This window comes from Trinickia symbiotica (assembly GCF_003028655.1).
GTDB lineage: Bacteria > Pseudomonadota > Gammaproteobacteria > Burkholderiales > Burkholderiaceae > Trinickia > Trinickia symbiotica_A.
On the sequence record NZ_PYUC01000009.1, the window covers coordinates 74397 to 97108 of the forward strand.

General features: G+C 60.4%; 19 protein-coding genes and 1 pseudogene. 17 read left to right on the forward strand and 3 right to left on the reverse strand.

Annotated features, from left to right (window positions below; genetic code table 11):
- Window positions 1–297: 297 nt before the first annotated feature.
- The 4 genes from C9I57_RS18735 to C9I57_RS18750 all read left to right on the forward strand — a co-directional run bounded on the left by C9I57_RS18735 (window position 298) and on the right by C9I57_RS18750 (window position 3505).
- Entirely contained in the window at window positions 298–1302 is a 1005-nt protein-coding gene (locus C9I57_RS18735; RefSeq protein ID WP_219909887.1) for an aldo/keto reductase, read from the forward strand.
- A gap of 109 nt (window positions 1303–1411) precedes the next feature.
- Window positions 1412–1978: a DUF2889 domain-containing protein gene (locus C9I57_RS18740; RefSeq protein ID WP_107152148.1), complete on the forward strand. Its 567-nt coding sequence runs from the start codon at window positions 1412–1414 to the stop codon at window positions 1976–1978.
- Window positions 1979–2076: 98 nt separating this feature from the next.
- Window positions 2077–2640, forward strand: a complete 564-nt coding sequence (locus tag C9I57_RS18745; RefSeq protein WP_107152149.1) for a nitronate monooxygenase — start codon at window positions 2077–2079, stop codon at window positions 2638–2640.
- A 217-nt stretch (window positions 2641–2857) separates the two neighbouring features.
- Window positions 2858–3505: a TetR/AcrR family transcriptional regulator gene (locus tag C9I57_RS18750; protein WP_107152150.1), complete on the forward strand. Its 648-nt coding sequence runs from the start codon at window positions 2858–2860 to the stop codon at window positions 3503–3505.
- A 302-nt stretch (window positions 3506–3807) separates the two neighbouring features.
- Here the strand turns inward: C9I57_RS18750 and C9I57_RS18755 are convergent.
- Window positions 3808–4250: pseudogene (locus C9I57_RS18755) on the reverse strand (IS110 family transposase); the annotation flags it as partial.
- 436 nt (window positions 4251–4686) lie between these two features.
- Between C9I57_RS18755 and C9I57_RS18760 the strand changes: the two are divergent.
- The 13 genes from C9I57_RS18760 (at window position 4687) to C9I57_RS18825 (ending at window position 18802) form a co-directional block, all read left to right on the forward strand.
- Window positions 4687–5640, forward strand: a complete 954-nt coding sequence (locus C9I57_RS18760; protein ID WP_107152151.1) for a D-2-hydroxyacid dehydrogenase — start codon at window positions 4687–4689, stop codon at window positions 5638–5640.
- 731 nt (window positions 5641–6371) lie between these two features.
- Window positions 6372–7541, forward strand: coding sequence for a porin (locus C9I57_RS18765; RefSeq protein WP_107152152.1), 1170 nt, complete (start codon window positions 6372–6374; stop codon window positions 7539–7541).
- Between the two features lie 53 nt (window positions 7542–7594).
- Window positions 7595–8416, forward strand: coding sequence for a citryl-CoA lyase (locus C9I57_RS18770; RefSeq protein ID WP_258187716.1), 822 nt, complete (start codon window positions 7595–7597; stop codon window positions 8414–8416).
- 73 nt (window positions 8417–8489) lie between these two features.
- On the forward strand, window positions 8490–9668 hold the full coding sequence (locus C9I57_RS18775; protein ID WP_107152153.1) for a thiolase family protein: 1179 nt from the start codon (window positions 8490–8492) through the stop codon (window positions 9666–9668).
- 11 nt (window positions 9669–9679) lie between these two features.
- Window positions 9680–10597 carry an SDR family NAD(P)-dependent oxidoreductase gene (locus C9I57_RS18780; RefSeq protein WP_107152154.1) on the forward strand — a complete coding sequence of 306 codons (918 nt, stop codon included), beginning with the start codon at window positions 9680–9682 and terminating at the stop codon, window positions 10595–10597.
- Window positions 10598–10627: 30 nt separating this feature from the next.
- Window positions 10628–11713 (forward strand): acyl-CoA dehydrogenase family protein, encoded by a 1086-nt coding sequence (locus C9I57_RS18785; protein WP_107152155.1) that lies wholly within the window; start codon window positions 10628–10630, stop codon window positions 11711–11713.
- The gene (locus tag C9I57_RS18790) at window positions 11710–12849 is read left to right on the forward strand and encodes an acyl-CoA dehydrogenase family protein (protein WP_107152156.1); all 1140 of its coding nucleotides are present in this window, start codon (window positions 11710–11712) and stop codon (window positions 12847–12849) included. The genes C9I57_RS18785 and C9I57_RS18790 overlap by 4 nt, the downstream gene beginning before the upstream one ends.
- A 47-nt stretch (window positions 12850–12896) precedes the next feature.
- The gene (locus C9I57_RS18795) at window positions 12897–13688 is read left to right on the forward strand and encodes an enoyl-CoA hydratase/isomerase family protein (protein ID WP_107152157.1); all 792 of its coding nucleotides are present in this window, start codon (window positions 12897–12899) and stop codon (window positions 13686–13688) included.
- Between the two features lie 326 nt (window positions 13689–14014).
- Window positions 14015–15214 carry a CaiB/BaiF CoA transferase family protein gene (locus C9I57_RS18800; RefSeq protein ID WP_107152158.1) on the forward strand — a complete coding sequence of 400 codons (1200 nt, stop codon included), beginning with the start codon at window positions 14015–14017 and terminating at the stop codon, window positions 15212–15214.
- Window positions 15215–15247: 33 nt separating this feature from the next.
- Window positions 15248–15967 (forward strand): nitroreductase, encoded by a 720-nt coding sequence (locus C9I57_RS18805; protein ID WP_107152339.1) that lies wholly within the window; start codon window positions 15248–15250, stop codon window positions 15965–15967.
- Window positions 15968–16853: 886 nt separating this feature from the next.
- Window positions 16854–17360 carry a hypothetical protein gene (locus C9I57_RS18815; RefSeq protein WP_258187717.1) on the forward strand — a complete coding sequence of 169 codons (507 nt, stop codon included), beginning with the start codon at window positions 16854–16856 and terminating at the stop codon, window positions 17358–17360.
- A 10-nt stretch (window positions 17361–17370) separates the two neighbouring features.
- Window positions 17371–18078, forward strand: coding sequence for a nucleotide-binding protein (locus C9I57_RS18820; protein ID WP_107152160.1), 708 nt, complete (start codon window positions 17371–17373; stop codon window positions 18076–18078).
- Between the two features lie 82 nt (window positions 18079–18160).
- A complete protein-coding gene (locus tag C9I57_RS18825) occupies window positions 18161–18802 on the forward strand; it encodes a hypothetical protein (protein WP_258187718.1) in 642 nt (213 codons plus the stop codon).
- A 48-nt stretch (window positions 18803–18850) separates the two neighbouring features.
- Here the strand turns inward: C9I57_RS18825 and C9I57_RS18830 are convergent, their stop codons facing one another.
- Window positions 18851–21094 carry a ParB/RepB/Spo0J family partition protein gene (locus C9I57_RS18830; RefSeq protein ID WP_107152162.1) on the reverse strand — a complete coding sequence of 748 codons (2244 nt, stop codon included), beginning with the start codon at window positions 21092–21094 and terminating at the stop codon, window positions 18851–18853.
- A 130-nt stretch (window positions 21095–21224) separates the two neighbouring features.
- The gene (locus tag C9I57_RS18835; RefSeq protein WP_107152163.1) at window positions 21225–22058 is read right to left on the reverse strand and encodes a DUF932 domain-containing protein; all 834 of its coding nucleotides are present in this window, start codon (window positions 22056–22058) and stop codon (window positions 21225–21227) included.
- Window positions 22059–22712 lie beyond the last annotated feature (654 nt).

Below are 22712 nucleotides of genomic sequence, written 5' to 3' on the forward strand. Positions count from 1 at the left end.
GGTGCGCTGTCGCCGACCTTCGCGGGAACCATGGGGGGCGTTGAAAGCTCCTGGGCGAACGCACCTGTGTGGAACCCATGGGAAGCGAGGTGTCGGTGGCAGTCACTTCCATCACCTGTAGCGCAGCGTGACAGATGGTGGTGGCACTGGTCGTGCGTACGTCGCAGTCGGACCGCACTACGATGCAACGAGTCTGAACGTACAACTTTGCCGGTGAACCTCAAGCCCGAAGGAGATAGGCATGGATCTTCAGCGAGTGGACTATTGCGGCGGCTGCTATTGGACCCTGCAATGCGAATGAGCAACTCGAACCTGACCTATCTCGGGCAAACCGGCTTGAAGGTTTCGCGCCTATGCCTTGGGACTATGACCTTTGGTTCAAGCGCCGACGAAACGGAGTCTAACTCGATCCTGGACGCCGCTGCGGATGCGGGCATCAATTTCATCGATACCGCTAATCGATATCCGAGCGACGCGTCGGACGAGCGCAAGGGAGTCACCGAGCAAATCATCGGAAGATGGCTGAAGGGGCGCCGCGAACGTTTCATTGTCACTACGAAGGCCGGTGGACCCATGGGGCCGCTTCCTTGGGATGCCGGCACGTCGCGTAAACACATCCTCAGTGCCATCGACGCTTCGCTGGCGCGGCTTGGTACCGATTACGTCGACCTTTTTCAATTGCACCGGGACGACCCGTCCACGCCACTCGATGAGACGCTGGAGGCACTCGACACCATCGTGCGCAGCGGGCGGGCCCACTACGTGGGTGTCTCAAACTGGAGCGCGTGGCGCATCGCCCGGGCCGTCGGGCGGAGCGAGGCGCTGCGCCTGGTTAAGCCCGTGACCGTCCAGCCTCGGTACAACCTGTTGTTTCGACAGTTCGAGCGGGACCTGTTGCCGATGTGCGAGGAAGAGAACCTCGCGGCGATATGCTACAACCCCCTTGCCGGCGGCTTACTGACCGGCAAGTATCGCGGCAAGGCCCAGCCCGACCCGGCGACGCGCTTCGGCGCCGGCAATACTGCGGCTTCCTACAGACAGCGGTATTGGCACGAGAGGGAGTTGGACGCCGTGAACCGCATTCTGAACGTCGCTCAGCTTGCGGGCTTGGCACCCGAACGATTGGCGGTGGCATGGGTGCTCGCTCAACCTGGCGTCACCTGCGCGATTCTGGGGGCTAGCCGTGCGGCTCAGTTGTCGGAAGTGCTGCGCGCCGGAGAAACAAAACTGGATGATCAGATATTGCACCAGCTGGACATGATCAGTCGAGAGTTTCGGCGCGGCGACGCACCGCCCCTATGAGAGACAATCGATCGTCGGAACGAAGACGGGCAATCCAATGCTGACGACGAACAAAATTGGCAGATAGCAAAAAGATTCATCGATAGCTCGTAAGTATTTGAGGTGAAGAATGGCATTTTCCACGGCAGTTCATCGACGAGAGATACATCACCGTTCTATTAATATGACGGTTTATGCTCGCGATGACGGGTTGTACGACATTGAAGCACGCTTAGTCGATACCAAACCATTCGCATTTCCGCTCCTCGCTCGCTCAGAGCCTTTGCCCGCAGGAGCGCCACTGCATGATCTTTCGCTGCGGGTCACCGTCAACGAAGATTACGTCGTTAAGAGTATCGAAGCGTCTTCTGATGAGACGCCTTTTGATATATGCACCGAAGCAGAATCTACTTTGTCTCCTTTAGTTGGAGAGCGAATTGGTGCCGGATGGTCGTCCATGGTAAAGCAGAAGTTGCAGGGCTCTTCGACTTGTACACATTTGCGAGAGTTGCTTATCCCAATAGGGACAGCGGCTATTCAGGGTGTCAACGGGCTGCGCAGAGAAGGGCACGTCTCGGTTGATGCAAGCCAGACGAACGTGAAGCTTGATAGCTGCTATGCATTTGCGCGAGATCGAAAAGTTGTGCGGCTTTATTGGCCGGACGATTTCAAGCCGAAGTGCAATAAGGCGGGTTGACGTTTAGCGCCGTGAGATTGGCTTGCAGAGGTGAGCGTGACAGTGCTGAGTTGTCGGAGTGGCCACCGAGATCGCACGCAAGATGAAGCTGGCGTCCGTTGCCGCTGCGGCACTCACAAAGCCGTTGCTCAATCAGACGTTCGAGTCGAGCCAGACGGCGAGGACGCAGGCCGAGGTGCTCGCTCAGGGCATCGCAATTTGCGCCCCTGTATTCGTCCCCTGGTCATGGCGGGGGAATCTCGACGGGTGCCGGCGTGCGGCCCGCGGAGGTTCTCGGCGCCGACTGTGCGTACATGGGGACGCGCTTCATGGCCACGAAGGAAGCCAATGCGCCTGCTGAGTATAAGCGAATGCTCGTCGAAGCCGTCGCCGCAACGTGTGGGATCAATATCGAGACGCTCGCGAAGCTCGGAGCTAGCTTCGCTCATCTGCCGAACAACGTCCGGCCAGGGCGAAACATCTGGAACACCGGGCAAGGCATCGATCTCATCGACGTCACCACACTGGGCGCGCGGCTCGTCCGCGTATACCATGCTGCCAGCGCGGGGGAGTCGATGGGGAAGAGTTTTGCAGCAATTGAGCCTCCTTTCCCCGTTATCGCGGAAGCGCTGAGTGCTCTGACCGCCATTTACCGAGAATTCTCTCGATATTCATTTTGCTAGTCAACCAGCAAATAACGTGTTGTTTGTCATACAGCAAGTGATAGAATGACCGCCGTATGAGGGAGGCTTCCCATATCCACGAAGGAGCCAGACTGTGGCGGAAGAACGAGCGACGCGGGGGGCAGCGCGGGGCCAATTGCAAGAATTCCTAGATTCCGATACCCGTAGGCCTGATAGAGATTGTGGTTTTCCGGGAAGCGCAGCGACGGTCCCTCCGATGGCGAGCGAACGCCCGCCGGGTCGCCGGTCCCAGCAGGAGCGGCGTTCAGAAGCAGAAGCTCGGCTTCTAGCGGCAGCAATCGAATTACTCTCGCGCAAAGGCTGGGTGGGTATGACCCTAGCGGAGGTCGGCGAAGCAGCCGGCTATAGCCGAGGACAGGCCACGCATTATTTCGGCAATAAAGGTGCCCTGCTGCGGGCACTGACCTCGCATCTGTATCGCTCATTTGGGGAAGAAATGCAGGCCGCACCGCCGGTGCCGGCCGGCCTTGGGGCGGTGCTCAGCTATGTGCGCGTGTACTTCGAGCGCAGCGATCGCAAGTGGACGAATGCACGTGCGATTCTCCTTTTGCACGCGGAGGCATTGCTGGAGAACTCCGATACGGCCCAGGTGGTAGCCGAGTACCAGCGGGAGATTTTCACCTGGATAGTGGAGAACTTGCGGATAGGCATCGAGCATGGGGAGGTGCGGCCTGATGTTGACCCCACGCTGGGCGCCGAATTCGTCGTCGGCGCCGTGCGGGGGCTGGCACAACAGCGTCTCTCACGTGGTCCGGTAGAAAACATACACGGAGTATCGGATCAGGTGGTTCAATTGATCAAACACGCGTTTGCGGCGGACAGCGGCCGCGACCGTCGCCGATGAATGAGCTCTTGCGCGACTTGCATTATCAACAGGCGGCCCGAGCGCGGCTCTACTGATTAGCCTTGGACATGCTTCGCTACCGTCACTGAGCTTGCGCATGCACCCGCTCGACTAATCCGGGACCTCTGCCGAAGTGGCTGGTGAAGCCCTCCGCGCCGCAAGGACCGTCCTAATGGGCCACGGCTCCCTCTGCCCTGAAAGGATGAGCGGGCACACGGTGGCCAATCAAACGCGTCTTTAGCGGTTTGATCTTCCGGCCATAGCGGTCTCTCCCTCGAATACCGTCCACCTCTGCCGTGCCGGCGCAGCGAGCGCAGGGTATGCGGTATCGAGTGAGCAGCTGCGGCTATGATTGCGGCGTCGCGGGCATCGGTCTTGGCTGCGCCGGCATGCAAATCAGCGATGCCGCGCATGTCCAGTCCGGGTAAATGGGCGACGAGTACGCCTTCAGCGCGGGCGACGGGTACAGGAAGCGCGCCGATGGTGGACGGTTGATCAACGACGAACAGCAGTTGACCGTGAGTCTTGAGTTCCGCGATGAGGGCTCGCAGCTTGACCTCGTCGTTCTGTAGCGCCTTGTTGTACAGACGCTTCCCGGTCCGATCGAGTGCGACGGCTTGATGCTGGCCTTTACCGACATCGAGGCCGACGAAGACGTCGACGGCGGCATGTTGTTGAGTGTCTTGCATCGAAGTATGAGCAAGTGAACGGATTGGCCTGCAACAACGGTGGCAAGTCTCGGCATACCCGTTACGGGCGTCGGGATATTCCGGCCAAGCCCATATTGGCAATCACCAGCCACCCACCAGCGCACCCCCCTTTAGATCTTCGGCGCCGATTGTTGCTCGCAGCCCATCGATACCCGTGCCCCATCAGAAATAGCGGATCAATTCACAATGTACTTGCTAACCGACCAACAAGTGATAGAATCAAAACACGCTCTCGAGGTACGAACGAGCGTGGGAGCGGCAAGACGGCTTGACGCTATCAGCAGGTTGCATCGTGCTCCGTTACGAGTGTCTTCTGCGCAAAATCTGCGTGCTACTCCGCGGATGACGTAAGGCGAAGGTCGTTCAGGCGAGCGTGGCAGGCGGCGATGCCGTCCGTTATACGTTCTTTCAGGCTCGTGACTCGCAACACGGTCGCACTAAATTAATCAGACGTGCTCCGGCACTATTCCGATGAAGATTGTTTTCCTGGATCGTTCGACCATCTCCGCGCAGACGACACTCAAGACACTGCCGTTTCCCCACGAGCTTGTTCTCCACACTGAGACGGCGGAGGAGGACGTGGCAGCCCGTATCGCTGATGCTGATGTGGTGATTACCAACAAGGTGAAGCTGAGTGGTCAGCTGCTGGAGGCGGCGACGAGGCTCAAACTTATCGCCGTCGCAGCGACCGGCACTGATAACGTTGACCTTGCGGCGTGCGCGGCACGAGGCATTGTTGTCTCCAACGTCCGGAACTATGCCGTTCACACGGTGCCGGAACACGCATTTGCCTTGATTTTCGCGCTCCGACGGAGCTTAACGGCATACCACGATGCGGTGCGGAATGGGCGCTGGCAGAAAGTCGGGACGTTTTGTTTCTTCGACTATCCCATTAAAGACCTGCATGGCTCGGTGCTGGGCATTATCGGCGATGGGGTTCTGGGTCAGTCGGTTGCTGCCCTGGCCCGAGCGCTGGGCATGCAGCCGCTTTTCTCCACGTACAGGGGTCGCAATGACATGGGCCCCCTGTACACGCCATTCGAAGAAGTCCTTCGTCGAAGTGACGTCATCACTTTGCACTGCCCGCTGACTCCTCAGACGCGCAACCTTATCGATGTCGCGGAATTCGACATGATGGAGAAGCGTCCGCTGCTCATCAATACGGCACGCGGCGGTCTTGTGAATGAGTCCGCGCTTGTAGACGCCATTAAAACCCGAAAGGTAGCTGGGGCGGGCTTCGATGTTGCAACGCAAGAGCCCCCGGGTGAAGACCATCCCTTTCATCAGTTGAAGGATGAACCCAATTTCGTCTTGACGCCTCACGTCGCCTGGGCCAGTGATGAGGCAGTGCAAAGCTTGACCGACCAACTCTTCGACAATATATCCGCGTTCGTTCAGGGAAGTCCCCACAAAGTAGTGATTTGAGCAAGGAGCAGCCGCACAAATGCACGACTCGTTTTCGATGTTGCTAGTGATTTGAGTCATATGGGGGCATTCAAGGTGGCTCTGGTTTCCCTGAGTGCACATTGTGAACGTCGCCGCGACTATATGTTGTTGATAGTCGGCATTGCAGTTTGAATAGGAGGTGGAGTACAGCGGACGTTTCGCTCTGCGTACTTCGACGTTAGGTCAAGAGAAGGGGAGTCCCTGTTTCGTCTTGAATAACGAATTATGAAGATTATGCAAAAAAATGCCGGAGACAACTATGTTTTTGCTAGCAAGGTATCCAAAAGGAAAGCGCCGCGCAGCTTCTCGATGCGGACCAAACGTTCGAAGGCGCCACTCTCAATCTGAATCCGTTGTTATTCATCTTTTACCGATGTCTAACTTTGGTCGCATCAATGTAGGCCTCGCGTAGATCCAGATGCAATCCGCACTTGGCTTCACCGGTTCCCGAGGAATTGCGCGTGTCCGGGGAGCGGTGCGTTGCGCGCACCTTCACGGTAGCCCCGGCGTCTGAAAGCTGTTGTCGATTTCGCCGCGCGGAACGAGCTGGAAGCGAAGTTTCGGTGACGGTTACTTCCGTTGTCCGAGGCGTGGGGTGACGGATGATGGCGTTGCTGGTTGTACGTAAGTCGCAGTTGAGTTGAGAACGGCGCAACGGTACACAAACAATCTACTTTACAAAAAAATTAGTAATCCTTGGAGACAACTCGATGAAGAAGTCGCTTTTCGCTTTCGCGGCACTTGGCGCATTCGCAGGCGTCGCTCATGCTCAGAGCAGCGTGACCCTGTACGGCATCATTGACGAAGGCTTCAACATCAACACCAACTCGGGTGGCAAGCACCTGTACAACCTGTCGAGCGGTGTTTTGCAAGGTTCGCGTTTCGGCCTGCGCGGCACGGAAGACCTGGGTGGCGGGTTGAAGGCAATCTTCGTGTTGGAAAACGGCTTTGACGTGAGCAGCGGCAAGCTGGGTCAAGGCGGCCTGATGTTCGGTCGTCAAGCTTACGTCGGCCTGTCGAGCCAAGTCGGCACGGTCACGCTGGGTCGTCAGTATGACTCCGTGGTTGACTATGTTGGCCCGCTGTCTGCCGGTACCCAATGGGGCGGCTACATCGCTGCTCACCCGGGCGACATCGACAACTTCGTCAACTCGTACCGCACCAACAACACCGTCAAGTATAGGAGCGGAAACTACGGGGGCCTGACGTTCGGCGGCACGTATAGCTTCGGCGGGCAGGCCGGCAATATCACCGGCAACCAGATCTGGTCGTTGGGCGCTGGCTACAACAACGGTCCTCTCGTTCTCGGCGTCGGTTACTTGAATGCACGCACCCCGGCGGTGTCGGGAGGTCTGTTCAACAGCAGCGGTACGATTGCTGCACCGGCCGAAGCAGTGACGTCGCCGGTCTACGCTGGCTTCGCATCGGCTAACACGTATCAGGTCATCGGTGCAGGCGGCGCATATACGTTCGGTGCAGCCACCATCAGTGCAACCTACTCGAACATCCGCTTTGCCAATCTGGGCGCATCGTACGCATCGCCGTTCAAGGGGCAGTCGGCTACGTTCAACAACGCAGAACTGAACTTCAAGTATTTGTTGACCCCGACTTTGCTGGTCGCGGCAGCGTATGACTACACGCGCGGCGCAGAAATCAACGGCAACTCGCGTGCTCAGTACCACCAAGGCGAAGTTGGTTTGGACTACTTTCTGTCCAAGCGCACGGACTTGTATGTCATCGGCGTGTACCAACATGCTCTGGGCGAGACGGTCAACGCAGCGGGCGTTGCGGTCGCTGCAACGGCTAGCATTACCGATCTGACGCCTTCGTCGAACCAGAATCAATTCGCGGCTCGTATCGCTGTTCGCCATAAGTTTTGATGCGTAGGCGAGTCTAGCAGGCCCACTCCTCGACCCTTCACCACCCTCACAAAATGGAGCACTGTATGACCAACATGACCACGACAGCGGATCGCAAATACTGGCGCACCGCCATTGCTGACCCGACTCCACACGAAGGTACGTTGGTCAGGGGCTATGACGTCCTCACGGATCTGGTCGGCAAAATTGACTTCGGAGCCATGGTGTACCTGCTTTTTAAGGGGGAGCTTCCCAAAGGCAACGAGTCGAAGATCATCAATGCCATGTTCATTTCGGTGGCCGACCACGGTATTTCGCCGTCCTCGACAGTCACCCGATTCGTGCAAGCTGCTGGCGTACCGATCCAATGCGCGGTCGCAGCCGGTGCCATGATGTTTGGCGACGTTCACGGAGGCGCTGGTGAAGAGTTCTCCCGCTACATCCAGGAGTTGGTGTCCGAGGCAGCCTCGAGCGGACGCAGCTATGAGGAAATTGCGACTCAGTACGTTGCTAACCACAAGCGGTTGGACGGCTTCGGGCATCCGCAGCATCCCGAGGGTGATCCTCGCGGGAAAGTGCTGTTTGCTCTGGCTGAAGAGTATGGGATTGCCGGGGACCACGTCCGGATGACGCGCGAGCTGGAAAAAGCGCTCATCAAGAAGAAGAACCGACCGCTGCTGGCGAACATCGATGCGGCGGTCGGCGCAATCATCTCGGACATGGGTTTCGACTGGCGACTGGCTCGGGCCTTCATCGTCGTTCCGCGCACCGCGGGCTTGTTCGCCCACGCATTCGAAGAATCCGTGCGGGAGCCCGGCTGGCGCCAGATCACTCTTGACCAGGTTGAATACGACGGCCCCGCGCGACGCAAAAACGACAGCCCCAGCGCGATCTGATTGCGCCAACTTGACACCGCCGCAGCTGCCGGCGTCCCTTTTTTGACCTTCTCTTAACTTGACTGGAGAAACCATGAACACACGCGTCGCAGTCGTCGGCATTGGAATGACCCCCTTCGGAAAATTTATGGACCGCTCGGTCAGGACTTCCGCGGAAGAGGCCGTACGGAACGCACTGGCTGATGCCGGCATCGGTGCCGAGCGCGTCGACCGCGTCTTTTTCGGCAACGCGGCAGCCGGACTTATCACGGGCCAGGAGATGGTGCGCGCGCAAGCCGCACTGAGGTATACCGGCTTGCTGGGCAAGCCGATGGTCAGCGTCGAGAATGCCTGCGCGACCGGCAGCACGGCTTTCCACCTCGCCTGGCATTCTGTTGCCAGCGGCCAGTCGGACGTTGCAATGGCGGTCGGCGCGGAGAAACTGAGCCACCCTGACAAAGCGGTATCGTTCGGGGCGTTCGGAGGAGCGGTGGACAAGGAAGATGTCATGCCGTCGCACATTGGTTCCGGCAGCGGATCCATCTTCATGGACATCTACGCGGAACGCACGCGGCGCTATATGAAAGCGACCGGAACGACACCAGCGGACTTCGCCCGGATCACTGTCAAGAGCCGGCGTGCTGGCGCCATGAACCCGTACGCACAGTTCCGCAAGGAGACGACGGTCGAGGAGGTCCTGGCCGCTCGCATGATCAGCGATCCGCTCACGCTTCCAATGTGCTCATCGATCGGCGACGGCGCGGCCGCGATCGTTCTCGTCTCGAGCCGCGTCGCGGCCCAATTGACGGGATGCAGGCCAGTGTGGGTTGCAAGCTCCGTCCTTTTGTCCGGGATGGCGGACGCCACCAAGCCCAGCGCTTCCGTCAGCGCAGCAAAGGCCGCCTACCAGGAAGCTTCAATCGGTCCGGAAGAGGTTCACGTCGCTGAGGTCCACGACGCATCGGCTCCGGGTGAGCTCATTAACTACGAGGTCGTACAGTTCTGTCCGGAGGGACAGGGCGTTGAGCTGCTGCGAAGCGGTGCGACGGACATCGGCGGCCGGATCTCCGTCAACCCAAGCGGCGGCCTACTCAGCCGGGGGCATCCCATCGGTGCCACCGGTGCGGCGCAGATCGCCGAGTTGGTTCAGCAGTTGCGCGGTGAAGCAGGGGAACGGCAACGCCCTTCCGCCAAGGTCGCTCTGGCGCAAAACTCGGGCGGCCAGGTCGGTCACGAGTCCGCGGTAGCGGTTGTGTCCATTCTCACGGCATGAAGGAGGTAGCCATGACGCAACGACTGCAAGGCAAAGTGATTGTGGTGACCGGCGCAGGTGCTGGCGTGGGCAAGGAGATCGCACTCGAGGCGGCACGCCAGGGCGCGAAGGTTGTTGTGAACGACCTGGGTGTGAACATGGAGGGCGACGGTGCCGGTAGTGCTGGACCGGCACAGCAGACTGTCGACCAGATTCGCGCAGCAGGCGGCGAGGCCAGCGCCAACACCGACAGCGTGGCCGAGTGGAACTCCGCCCAGCAGATCATCCAGCAGGCGCTTGATGTGTACGGACGCGTCGACGGCCTCGTAAACAATGCAGGCAACCTGCGCGATGGCTATTTCCATAAGATGTCGGAAGAGGACTTCGACGCGGTGGTGAAGGTGCACCTGAAGGGTTGCTTCAACATGGCCCGTGCCGTCGCGCCGCACTTCAGAAATCAGGAGTCCGGCGCCATCGTGCACATGACTTCGACCTCGGGGCTGATCGGCAATGGCGCACAGGCCAACTACGCCGCCGCGAAGATGGGCATCGTCGGGCTGTCGAAATCGATTGCGCTCGACATGGAGCGCTTCAAGGTGCGATCGAATTGTATTGCGCCATTTGCATTCACCCGCATGGTGAGCTCGATTCCGACCGACACCCCAGAGGGTCTTGCCCGCACGCTGGTCAACCAACGCATGGAGGTAGCCAAGATCGCGCCCTTCACCTGCGCGCTGCTCACCGACGAAGCCCTTGGCGTGACCGGTCAGATCTTCGGCGTTCGCAGCAACGAGATCTACCTGTTCTCCCAACCGCGGCCGATTCGTACCGCACACCGCAGCGAGGGTTGGACCGTCGATACCTGTCTTGAAGTGGCGCTGCCCATGATGAAGCCTTCGTTCTTTCCGCTGGACAAGTCGCGCGACATCTTCACTTGGGATCCCGTGTGATGGGACGGAGACAACCACCAGGAGCAAGCGATGAGTGAAGAGACGCGTGACATGCTGCATGAAGCGGCCCGCCGGATATTCGTGGACAAACCGGAGGACCTGTGGGCAGTCCTGCAAGAGTCCGGATTCGACAAAGCTCTGCTGCCTGAGAGCAAGGATGGCGCCGGCGTGAGGTGGGTGGATGCATGCAGCCTTCTGGTCCTGGCCGGTGAGCATGCCGCAGCCGCTCCGCTGGCGGAAGCGATGGTCGGACACTGGCTTTTAGACCACGCAGGCGTTGACGGCGCAACCTTGCCGACTATTGCGTCGTCGGCGCACTCCGAGCAGATCCGGCTGGGTTCCGCCCGCGACGGCTGGCGCGTCTATGGCACGCTCCCACGAGTCGCATGGGGCGACGCATGCACGCACGTCGCGTTCATCGTAGGCTCCGGCACAGCCGCTCAACTGATCGTCCTGGCCCGGGATGCGGCGGGCGTCTCCATCACATCAGGCCGCAATCTCGCCGGCGAGCCGCGCGATACGCTGGTGCTCGAAGGCGTTGTGCCGCAGGCGGTGGTCCCCGGGCCTTTTGACGCGCGTGAGCTGCTCTCCCTTGCAGCCATCCTGCGCAGTGCTCTCATGGCCGGAGCGATCGAACGGTCCCTTGCGCTGGCCGTTGAGTATGCCAACCTTCGCGTGCAGTTTGGGCGGCCGATCGGCAAGTTCCAGGCGGTGCAGCAGAACATCGCCTTTCTCGCGACGCAGGCGGCCGCTGCGCGTGCCGCAGTCGAAGCTGGCAGCGAAGCGATCGATGAATGGCTGGATGGGGTGGGCGAGCCGCTCACACAGAGCATTGCAGCCGCCAGCGCGAAGATCCGAACTGGTGAGGCAGCGGGGCACGCCTGTGCGATCGCGCACCAGGTGTTCGGAGCCATCGGCTTCACCGAGGAACACGAACTGCACCGATTCACCAAGCGGCTCTGGTCCTGGCGAGACGAGTGCGGTAACGAGGCTTTCTGGTCTCGCGAGCTTGGCGAACGCATCCTGGCGGGTGACCCCGGACAGTCCCTCTGGCGCGCAGTGGTGCCGACGACGACGACCGCAAGTGGCGCAGCAGAAGCAGGAGCAGCACGATGAACAACCTTTCCTTTCCCCGCCCGCGTCAGTCCGAGATCGCTGAGGGGCTCCGAGCTGAAGTGCGCGAGTTCGTCGACGGCTGGCACGGCAATCGGCACGGCGCCGCTTCTTTCAGCGGTTTTGATCCCGAGTTCAGCGAGGCCCTTGGCAAGCGCGGCTGGATCGGCATGGGCTTTCCCAAGCGTTATGGCGGCGGTGGGTACGGACTGATGGAACGGCTCGTCGTTCTGGAGGAACTGCTCGCCGTTCGTGCGCCGATCTTTGCCCATGCGGTGGCCGAGCGCCAGAGTGGACCGCTGCTACTGCGCTTCGGTAATGAACGGCAGCGCGAAGAGATCCTTCCCCGGATCGCCGCCGGAACGTGCTATTTCTGCATCGGCTTGAGCGAGCCTGACTCGGGGTCGGATCTCGCATCGGTGCGCACGCGGGCCACAAAGGTGGACGGCGGTTGGCTCGTGAACGGTGCCAAGATCTGGACATCAAGCGCGCACCGCACGCACTACATGATCCTTCTGTGCCGCACCGCGCCCGCGAGCGAAGTGCGGCATGCCGGCCTGAGCCAGTTCCTGGTCGACATGAAGACTCCCGGCATCACATGCCGGCCCATCGTCAACATCGCAGGAGACCACGACTTCAACGAAGTCCATTTCGAAGACGTCTTTCTCACCGACGATGCTCTCATCGGGGTTGAAGGCCAAGGCTGGCAACAGGTTACGAGCGAGCTTACGTTCGAGCGAAGCGGGCCGGACCGGTTCATGTCGCATATGGGAGCGGTTGAGGAATTTGTCGCTGCGCTGAAGAAGCAGCCGTCGGCTGAGGGCGCCCGGACGGTGGGGCGCTTGGTCGCACACCTCTCGACGTTAAGGAGAATGTCGCGCTCGATCGCCACGATGATCACCGACGAACAGGATGCCTCATTGCACGCGGCCCTGGTCAAGGACCTCGGTACGTGCTTCGAACAGGAGATTCCCGAAACTCTCCGGCTCGTCCTGCAAACCGAGCCGGAGCCGGGCGCTTCCGACGCCTATAGTGCGGCGCTGGCCAACGTCATTCTGCATGCACCCTCCTGCACGATCCGAGGCGGGACCAAAGAAGTGCTGCGCGGCATCGTCGCGAAGTCGCTCGGTCTGCGGTAGTAGCCATCTCATCTAAAACACACGGCGGAAGCCAATAGGAATCCAAAATGGAAACAGCGAAGGATACTGAAGAACTTCAACGACAGCAGAGCGACGGCGTTTTGTGGCTGAAGCTTAATCGACCGCAAGCCTTGAATTCGCTGACGCTTTCGCTTGTCAACGGTTTGACAGCGGCGATCAACGACGCGCAGTATGACCCGGAAGTCCGGGGCATCGTTCTGACAGGGGAAGGCCGCGCCTTCTGCGCCGGTGCGGATCTTAAGGATCCCGCTCGTAGCCGCCCGGAAAGCGGCGCCGAGTTCGTCAAAGCCATTGGGGCGCTGACGGAGCTGATCGAAGCCTGCCCCCTGCCGGTTATCGCCGCGATCAACGGGATTGCCGTCGCCGGCGGACTGGAACTGGTGCTCGCCTGTGACCTCGTCATCGCCGCCGAGTCTGCCCGTCTTGGCGATGCCCACTCGAACTACGCGCTGTTCCCGGGCGCGGGCGCCACGGTGCGCCTGCCGAGGAAGGTGGGATTGAACAACGCCAAACTCCTCATGTTCACGGGCGACATGCATCCGGCCAGCGAATGGAAGGCGCTTGGCCTCGTTAACGAGGTGGTCGCTGATGACGGCTTCATTAGCGCCGTGGAGGCACTTGCCAGGAAGCTCGCGACCAAGAGCCCGCTGGTCCTCGGTCGCATGAAGCAGGCGCTCAATGATTCGCTGGATCAGCCACTGTCCATCGGACTGCGCTATGAACGAGCCTTGAGCAACTTGCACCACTTTTCTGCGGACCGGGTCGAAGGGCTTGCGGCCTTCAAGGAAAAGCGCGCTCCGCAGTTTAAGGGCAACTAGTCGTGCCTGCCGCACGACATCAGCGACAGAGAGACAACCCTGAGCATTCACTGGAACCCCACTCGGCGGGGCGTGATGAGTATGGTCGTGCTGGCAGCCAACGTACACCCATGGGACCAGAAGCATGCCTCTGGCTTGCGCTCTAGGGGGCTTGAGCCGCTCTCGGGTTCCCCGCTGACGCAGTTCGCTTTTGAAGTCAGAAGCAGCCGAAGTCGGTGGCGCTGTCTGTTGTGATGAGGCAAAGGAGCGACTGGATTAGTGCAGTGTTTGCCGATCGCCCTGACCTAAGGCATTTCGGCTGATATCGACAATTTGAAGGATTGTGTATGGGAACGAAAGACAAAGGGCCGTTGGCCGGCATCCGGGTGCTCGACATCGGCACGATGGTAGCTGGTCCCGTTGCCGCGACGCTGCTTGCAGACCTGGGCGCGGACGTGATCAAGATCGAGCAGCCGGGCCGCGGTGACTCGTTGCGCCATATCGGGCCGTCGGTGGAAGGCGAGAGCCTTTGGTGGAATGTCGAAGCGCGAAACAAGAAGTCCGTGACGCTCGACCTTCACCACCCCGAAGGCCAGCGTATTCTGAAGGAGATGGTGAAGCACGCCGATGTGCTTGTGGAGAACTTCCGCCCCGGCATCCTGGATAAATGGAATCTGTCGTGGACGCACCTGAGCGAAGTAAACCCCAAACTCGTGATGCTCAGTGTTTCCGGCTATGGCCAGACCGGACCGTACGCAAACCGCGCAGGATACGATCGAATTGCGCTCGCAATGGGCGGCACGCTGAACGCCACCGGCTATCCGGACCGCGCTCCGGTGAAGCTCGGCACGGCGATGGCCGACTACTCAACAGCCGTCCTTGGCGCTTTCGGAACAATGGTCGCACTCTACCACCGTGATGTGCGCGGTGGCGCAGGTCAGCAAATTGATCTCTCGTTGTACGAAACAGTATTCCGGTTCACGGACGTGATGGTCACGGCCTACGAGAAGCTGGGACTACCGCGCGAGCGGACTGGCAACCTTCACTTCGCGGCCGCGCCGGGTGATCATTTCGAAACCTGCGATGGACGCTACATCGTCCTGACCGTGTCCAACGATCGTATGTTCGGCCGCCTGTGCGAAGCGATTCCGGTCCTTGTCGGCGACGAGCGCTTTTCCAGTCACGCGAAACGCACAGCGAACGTCGAGAAAGTCAACGCGATCGTCGCCGGATGGATCAAGTCGCTGCCGGTTCTGGAGGTGTGCCGGATTCTCGAAGAAAAACGTCTTGCGTACTCCCTGATCTACTCGATCAAGGACATCGTCGCAGACCCGCACTATCAGGCCCGGGGCAGCATCGCCACCGTTGAGCACCCGCAAATCGGCGAACTGAAGATGCCGGCTGTGCAGCCACGGTTCAGTAGGACACCAGCGCCGGAAATCAAGCCGGCGCCCGGTCTCGGCGCGCATACCGATGAGGTGCTGCGCGAACTTGCCGGGCTCTCGGCCGGCGAGATTGCCGAGCTGCGCCAAACGGGCACCGTCTGAGGTGCTGAACACAACGAAGGTACTTGAATGACAATGTCCCAAGTCAAAACAGTTGCCCGGGATTCTGTTAGCGTGGTGTGCGCCATTGAGAGCCGATTCTCGTGTCGTGCATTCTTGCCTGACAAGCCGGTCGCGCGCGAGCAAGTCGACGAGATTCTACGAATCGCGAGTTGCGCGGCGTCCAGCACGAACACCCAGCCTTGGAAGGTGTATGTGCTGCAAGGCGATCGTCGTGATGCACTCGTGGCGAACGTGTGTGCTGCGCATGATGCGGCCTATGCTGATCCGTCACTGGCTGCCGAATACGGGGAGGTGGACGGCTACTACCCCTCGGAGTGGGTCTCGCCTTACATCGACCGGCGACGTCACAACGGCTGGACACTGTATGGTCTTCTCGGAATCGAAAAAGGCGAGAAGGATAAGATGCACGTGCAGGCACAGCGAAATTACCGCTTTTTTGATGCCCCGGTCGGCCTCATGTTCACCATTGACCGCGTCATGGGTCGCGGCTCCCTGATCGACTACGGCATGTTCCTGCAGACCCTGATGCTGGCGGCGCGAGCCTTCGGTTTGCATACCTGCCCCCAAGCGGCGTGGAACAACTACGCCAAGATCGTAATGCCGTTCATCGGCGCGAGTCCCGATGAAATGCTGGTTTGCGGCATGTCGTTGGGCTATGCGGACGAGTCTGCGCGGGTGAATACGTATAGGACGCCGCGAGAGACTGTGGAAACGTTCACATGTTGGCTTTGATCGCGTGCTGTGACACTGCGGACATCACTGGCTCAAGCGCATCTCGGCGGTTTTACGTGATCGCCGCGAGCGCTCGCCGATTCCCCGCGATGGACTCGACCCGGTTGGCCGAGAGTTGCGTCACCCCGGATCATGCGAGGGCGAGTGAAGATATCGGTGATGCCATCGGGATCTGGGCCGTCTTTGAGGACTGGCGTGGTTGCATAGGGTGGTTGCCAGACTGACTTTGCGATGCGCATGGCGTCCAAAACCGGCGCAAGCCAATCCTGCCATCACTTTTGCAATATCGTTTTTCCGTTGCTTAGCTGGACGCTTTCCGTGAGGTCGACCCCTCGAGTCTGCGAGGTCGTTCGCGCCGTTCGGTTAGTCGCCTGCAGAAAGTCTGCTCGCGTCTCCGGTCTGTGCAGACGGCTGGTCGAGTTGCATTCGCGAGGTCGACATTGCGAGTTCGTTCCCTTTGACGCAACAGTTCGTGAGTTCCGGGCCAAGAATCTGAGAAGCGCGCTCCCTCGCGTCGCTTCAATCGGCAGTCACAGTCCGACTGGTCGCAGCCAGATGTCGGCTCAGTCCGGCGGCTCGGTTTGCGATGTGCGGTTAAGTAGTCTGTATCAGTGCGCCATAACGTCTGCGAGTGCGGACACTGGCGTTTGTCGGCTTCGTCCGTCGCGGTTGCAGGTGCGGCGACGGTAGTTCGCGGCTTGCAGTGCCTGTGGTTTGCCGACCACCCTGTGGCGGCTGCGGAGTCACCCGTTCAATTCTGCGCGCCTCGATCGTCGAAGTTGTTCGCTTGCAAAGATCAACAAAAATATTTTTCTGGTTCCGTCTACTTCCGACGTCTTCCAAGCGCTTCCGAAAGTGCCGACTGCGCGACGGACATGGTATTGACGTGCGTCTTATTGATTCGCATGATGATCTCGAAGGTGACGTATGGGAGCGAATCGTGCGGGGTGCAAAGAGCTATACGCGGGCGCAGTGGGACGACTTTTTTCGTACGCTGGAAGCATTGCCCGAGAAGCCCCGGAACGAGCAACGCGTCACGGTCAGCGACGCGATGAAAGAGAAGCGCGTGCAGATAGCAGCGACGCAGGCGAAGGGCTATACGCTCGAAGAGATAGTCCAGGAGGCCGAGCGGAAAGGAATCGACGTCAGCATCGGCGCGATCAAATATGCGCTGTATCGTCCTGCACCTGCCGATGCGAACTCCGAAGTAACCGATACACGAGGCAAGAGTAGAGGACAACCGCCGTCCGGTCGAAAGAAAGCGGAAAAGCGCGCAGGCGATGCGCGTGACGATATACGACAACAAAGGGAAAGGGGCGTAAGTCAGCCGGGATCAATGCAGATACAGGACGCGTTCTCGTTTGAGATTCGACCTGATATCGAAAACCTGTAGGAGGTTGATCATGGATACGGCCCAGCCCATATATCTGGTCGGCGGCAGCAAGGGCGGCGTAGGCAAAAGCATGGTGACGCTCGCACTTGCAGATCACCTGCAGCGGCGAGACACCCACGCCGTTCTCGTCGAAACCGACACGTCCAATCCGGATGTCATGAAAGCGCTTCGGGATGAGATGAAATGTGCGGCGTACGATCTCGACGATGCGGACGGCTGGATCGGCTTCGTCAACTTTTGCGACACACACAGGGGCGCTGCGGTGATCGTGAACACGGCAGCGCGCAATCAAACGGGAGTTGCCCGATATGGCGGCACACTGGCCCGGACGCTCGAAGAACTGGAACGACAACTCGTCGTTCTATGGGTGATTAACAGGCAGCGCGACAGTTTGGAGTTGCTGCACATCTTCGGGCAGACGTTCCCCGATACCGTGACGCACGTCGTGCGCAACGGATATTTCGGCACGCCCGACAAATTCGTGTTGTATCACGAATCGCAGCTTCGCAGATCGATCGAGACGAAGGGTCGATCGATCGATTTTCCTGACCTTGCGGATCGCGTTGCCGACGAGTTGCGCAGTCAACGCATCTCGATCCGCAAGGCGGCCGAGACGATGCAAATCGGGCAGCGAGCGGAGCTATTTCGCTGGCGCGAGTTGTGCGACGCGATGTTCGCCAAAGTGATTGGCACCGACGGGCCAGATCGTGAGGAATAGGGGGGCAGGGCCCGTCGATCCGCTCATCCGCCTGTTTCGCGAGGTATCGGGCGACGTTCCGGACGAGGCCAGCCTGGCTCGCATGCGCCGGGTGTCGGGTGCTCTAAATCTGCGAGATAACGACGCGCTATGGGCGATGATAGCTGTGCTCGAATACTACGCACGGCTGTATGAGGCAATGCCCGAACGCATCCGATGGGCAAGCGAGGGAAGCCTCGAAGCGGCTCGTCGGGAGGTCGGCGGCGCGACCGATACATTGATGCAGCAACATCAAGATGCGCTGGAGCGATGCAAGTCGACGATCCAATTGGCTGAAGAGCTGATACAGGAACATGAGGCCCGGTATCGGGCAGCGCTGGCGAACGTGAATGAGACGGCGATGACGGCCTTGATCGAGCGCATGGCGAACCGGGTCTCGCGCGTGGCTGGTAACCGGCTGATCGGCGCCGCGGCGACTTCGGCACGCGAGCAACGCAAGCGATTGGACGACACCATTCGCAAATTCGAACGGACAGTCGAGGCGTCGTCGGCGCGGGTGGAGGCAATGGCGAGACGAATGGAAAGGGGCTTCGCCCGTTCGATCCATCGCGTGATGGTGTTTGGCGGTGCCGCGTTGTGTCTGCTTGTTATTATCGGCGGGGGCGCAGATTGGTGGATCGGGGGCCACTTGATAGGCGCGGACTGTCGTGCAGTGCAGGTCCGGCAGGCAGACGGCAGGCCATAAAGGGCGCTGCCGTCTGATGTGTCGCGCTGTCTGGCGCAAGGGTCTACGCTACGCGGTGCGGGAGTCAGCTTGCGACGAGTTCAGCATAGTGGCAGTTGGGAAGGGCCACGGCGGCTGTTGAGTGTTGGTAGCAGGAGGCGCTTCCGGGGAGCGAGGCGTGTTGTTAACGTGCTTCTCGCCGTTGCCATAGTCCGACTCAGCATCGGCGTCCTCGTCGCTCTCTGCCTCCCTGCCGCCTTCCCCGGTACCGGCGTCGTCCTCATCCTCAGCGTCCTCGCTGACAGCGCACGACGGCATAGCCGGCGTGTCGCGGTCGGTGAGGATTTCCGGGAGCCATGCGACGTTGGCGAGGCGAAGTTCTGCGGCGGCAGCGGCGTCAGCCTTTTTCATCTTCGCGAGATCAGCGGCCACCTTCGGTGACACGGCGGCGGACACGACTTCGGCGATGCGAGCCTTGCTGACATGGTCGAAATACGTGATGCGGTTTGCCTTCCAGTACTTGGTCATATCGAGGTTCAGCGCATCCGCGAGCGCATTGATGGCTAGCGGCTTTTCCTCGCCCGCGATGCCGTCGAGCAGCGTCCCGGTGCAGAACGCGAGCAGATCGAGCAACGTCGTGCCGGGGTCTTGCTGGATCAACCAAGGGAGCAGGTCGGATCGTTTCGCGGGCAATTCCTCGACCCACCGTGCGCGCTGCGCTTCGATAGCGTTCCATGCTTGACTTTCGGGCATGTCGTCTGCCGCACGCAGCAGCCGGTCGTGATTGTTTTCTCCGGACAGTGTCAGATAGTCCGGCGCCGACGTATAGCGATAATGCTCGGGTAGCGCCTGCGGGATCAGGTGTCGCAGCAGCGCTGCGAGCGCGACGACCGGTTGCGCGACCAGTTCGGCATGGATGGCGGCGGCGCGATGCGCGGTCAGCCGCTGGCAGAGCTTCGAACTGTGGACGGGTTTGGCCTTTGGAGCCTGCGTGTCCGCTCTGCCGGGGGCGTCGGCTGCAGGCACACCGGTGACGGTCGCACCTGCCGCGTCCAATGCCGCGCTGTTCTCGCGCCGCACGAGCCCCCGTTCAACGGTGAGTTCGCCTTGTGGGCCGACGATCACGTATGCGCCAGCCTCGGCCATCTGTGACGTATCCCACAGGACGGCGTGGCCCTCAATCGCCGTGATTGCGGCACTCGTTCGCTCGATTTCCAGGTCGAGGCGTTCCGCTTCTTCGTAGGCGTTTTCATCGTCCTCCGACAATGCGTCGAGCTTTTCGGTGAGTTCATCGCGCTGCGCAGTAAGCGCATCGATTTCGCGCTGCTCGTCCTCGGTGTACGGGCGTTTGACCGGCTGAAGTATGCCGTAGCGGTTCAGTTCCAGCAGGTCACGCTCGACGCGCGTTTCAACCCAGCCCCAACCTTCGGCTCGGACTTCCTCGGCGGCTGCATCGAGCTTCTGTGCGACCAGGCGTTGCAGCAGGTCGGCGTCGGCAATGTAGCCCGCGTTTTCGTCGTCACTGAACAGGTCTCGACGCACATAGCCACCCGCCGCCTCGTAGGCGGCGAGGCCGACAAAACGCACGAGACGGCTTCGGCTCGCGTCGATCTCGGCGCGCGTGATTGCCTGCCGCAAATAGTGCGGCTGACGCTGCCACTCGTTTGCCTCGAACCAGAGACGTTCCTGCGTTTCGTGATCGTCAGCGAGGGCGAGCGCGGCTAGCTGGTCAAGCGTGATCGCGTCCTCGCGTAGCAGCGCGAGCAGCTTGGGCGATACGTTGGCGAGTTTCATCCGCCGTTTGACCGTGATTGGCGACGCGGAAAACAGTGCGGCGATGTAATCGACGCTGCGGCCTTCCTCAGCCAGCATCCGGTATGCACGCAACACGTCGAAGGGGTCTAGTCCCTCGCGCTCACTGTTCTCGATCAGCGAAATTGCGAGCGCTTCGCCTTCGCTAACGATCCGCACGGGTACCGGATAATCGGCGGCGATATGCTTTTGCTCGAACAGAAGGTCGAGCGCCGCTTCCCGGCGCTGGCCTGCGCAAACGCCGTATTTGCGGTGTTTTCCGCGCGAGCCTTTGATTTCGTGGACGACGAGGTTTTGCAGCAACCCTTTCGCACGGATGTTGGCGGCGAGTCCAGGGATTCCGGCGAGAGGTTTCGTGCGGACGTTCAGCGGCGAGCGCCGCAGGCTCGAATACGGCACGGTCACGACCGGTTGCTCGTCGCCAAAATTCGTTTCGAGCACGGTTGCGGATTGGATGGCGTCAGCGGCGGCGCTGACGGTTTCGACACTTTGGGTTTGCATGATCGACTCCAGAAAGTTGGAAAGAGTGTGCCGGGCCAGTGCAGTGCGAATGCGTCAGAACGTGACCCGACGGGCGTTCTGGCGCAAAGGCTGGTAGCCGGGGCGACGTGGGTGCGCCGCCCGAAAGTCGCTACGCCTTCATCTGGCGCATGGCGTCGGCGAGCATCCACAGGGCGCGATTGAGCTTCACGTTCTGGTCGATGCCAGTGATGGGGCGCGTCGACATGGAGCGGCCCGAGCGCGAGCGTCCATGCAGGCCGCCTTTCGTGAGGTTTTCCTGCACGCGGTTAAAGACGGTCCATAGGTCGTCGCGGCGATCCTCGAAGCGGCGCGGGGCGAGCAGTTGGCTGTCGGTGACGGGGGCGGGTGCTTCGGCGTCGGTCGGGTCGTAGCGCAATGCGAGGGCGGAGCGGGCGAACGCGTGTTGTTCGTCGCGGTCGAGCGTCACAGCGCGCATGCCGTCCTTCTGCTCGCGGATCAAGTCGAAGCCGTCGAGCACGTCGAACGCCCCGTTGATCACGTTCTGCACGACGTTGCCTTTGTGCGGCACGCGGATATCGGCGATGTTGTCGCCGGCGACCATACCGTTCTGGCACACAAACCGGAATGTGCCTGCAAGCATCTGGTAACTGCTGGTGCCGTCGTGCGAGTTCAGCATCACGATTTCATCGGCTTCCTCGCCGGTGATCTGATCGGCATGGCGCAGCCGGAGCATATGCTTGGTGAATTCGCGCTTGCCCTCATCGCGCACGCGGGTCTGGCAGATCATGAATGGCTGAAAGCCTTCGTTGCGTAGGCCGCGCAGCACCTCGATGGTGGGAATGTAGGTGTAGCGCTCGGAGCGGCTTTCGTGCTTGCCGTCTGCAAAAATGGAGGGGGCAACGCGACGAATCTGATCGTCTGAGAGGGGCGAGTCAGCGCGCAGCGTCGGGGAGCCGTAACGGAAAGAGGAAGCGAGTTGCATGGCAATCTCCACAGTCAAGGTTGAGGACCTGAACCGGGCGACGGGACGTGACTTGCCGTTGCGGCTGGACACCTCCCGGTGGAACTCGGGGTTGGCGTTGCTGCCGCCTGGCTCCCGGGTTCCCGCCCGTGCGACTGGAGGAGCCGATAGCGGGCAGGCGTCAAGGAAAAAGGCGAGGGAGGGGTGCGGGCAACACGGTCCCTCGCCCCTTGATGCCTGCCCGCTATCGGCTACGGTCGCGGGTCAAGGGCGGGAACTTGGGAGTCGGGTGCATGCCGGGCCGCGGGTTCACCGGATAGACATGGCGTGAGTCGAGCGCTGTTGCATGGCCGTGGCGGCTGCGGCTGGGATTTATGGAAGCGCAACCTGATGGCCCGGGGGCAGTAGAAGCGCCTGACGTCGAACAGTCTTGCAGGCCAACAGACCTGGCCGCGTCGAAGCGTATTGGAACGGGGTGTTTGACGCGAAGATGAGGCAGCTACCCGGGAGCTACAGGCCGACTTTTTCGCGAGCTTCATAACGATGTTGTTCGTTATTGCCGATTGCGGACGCGGCGGTTTCGGTTTACTCCTTCGCGAGCCTTTACAATGTTTGAAAGCAGCGCATGGACTCGTGTCATCCGGGTGCTGTGGCGATCCATATCGCGGTAAATTA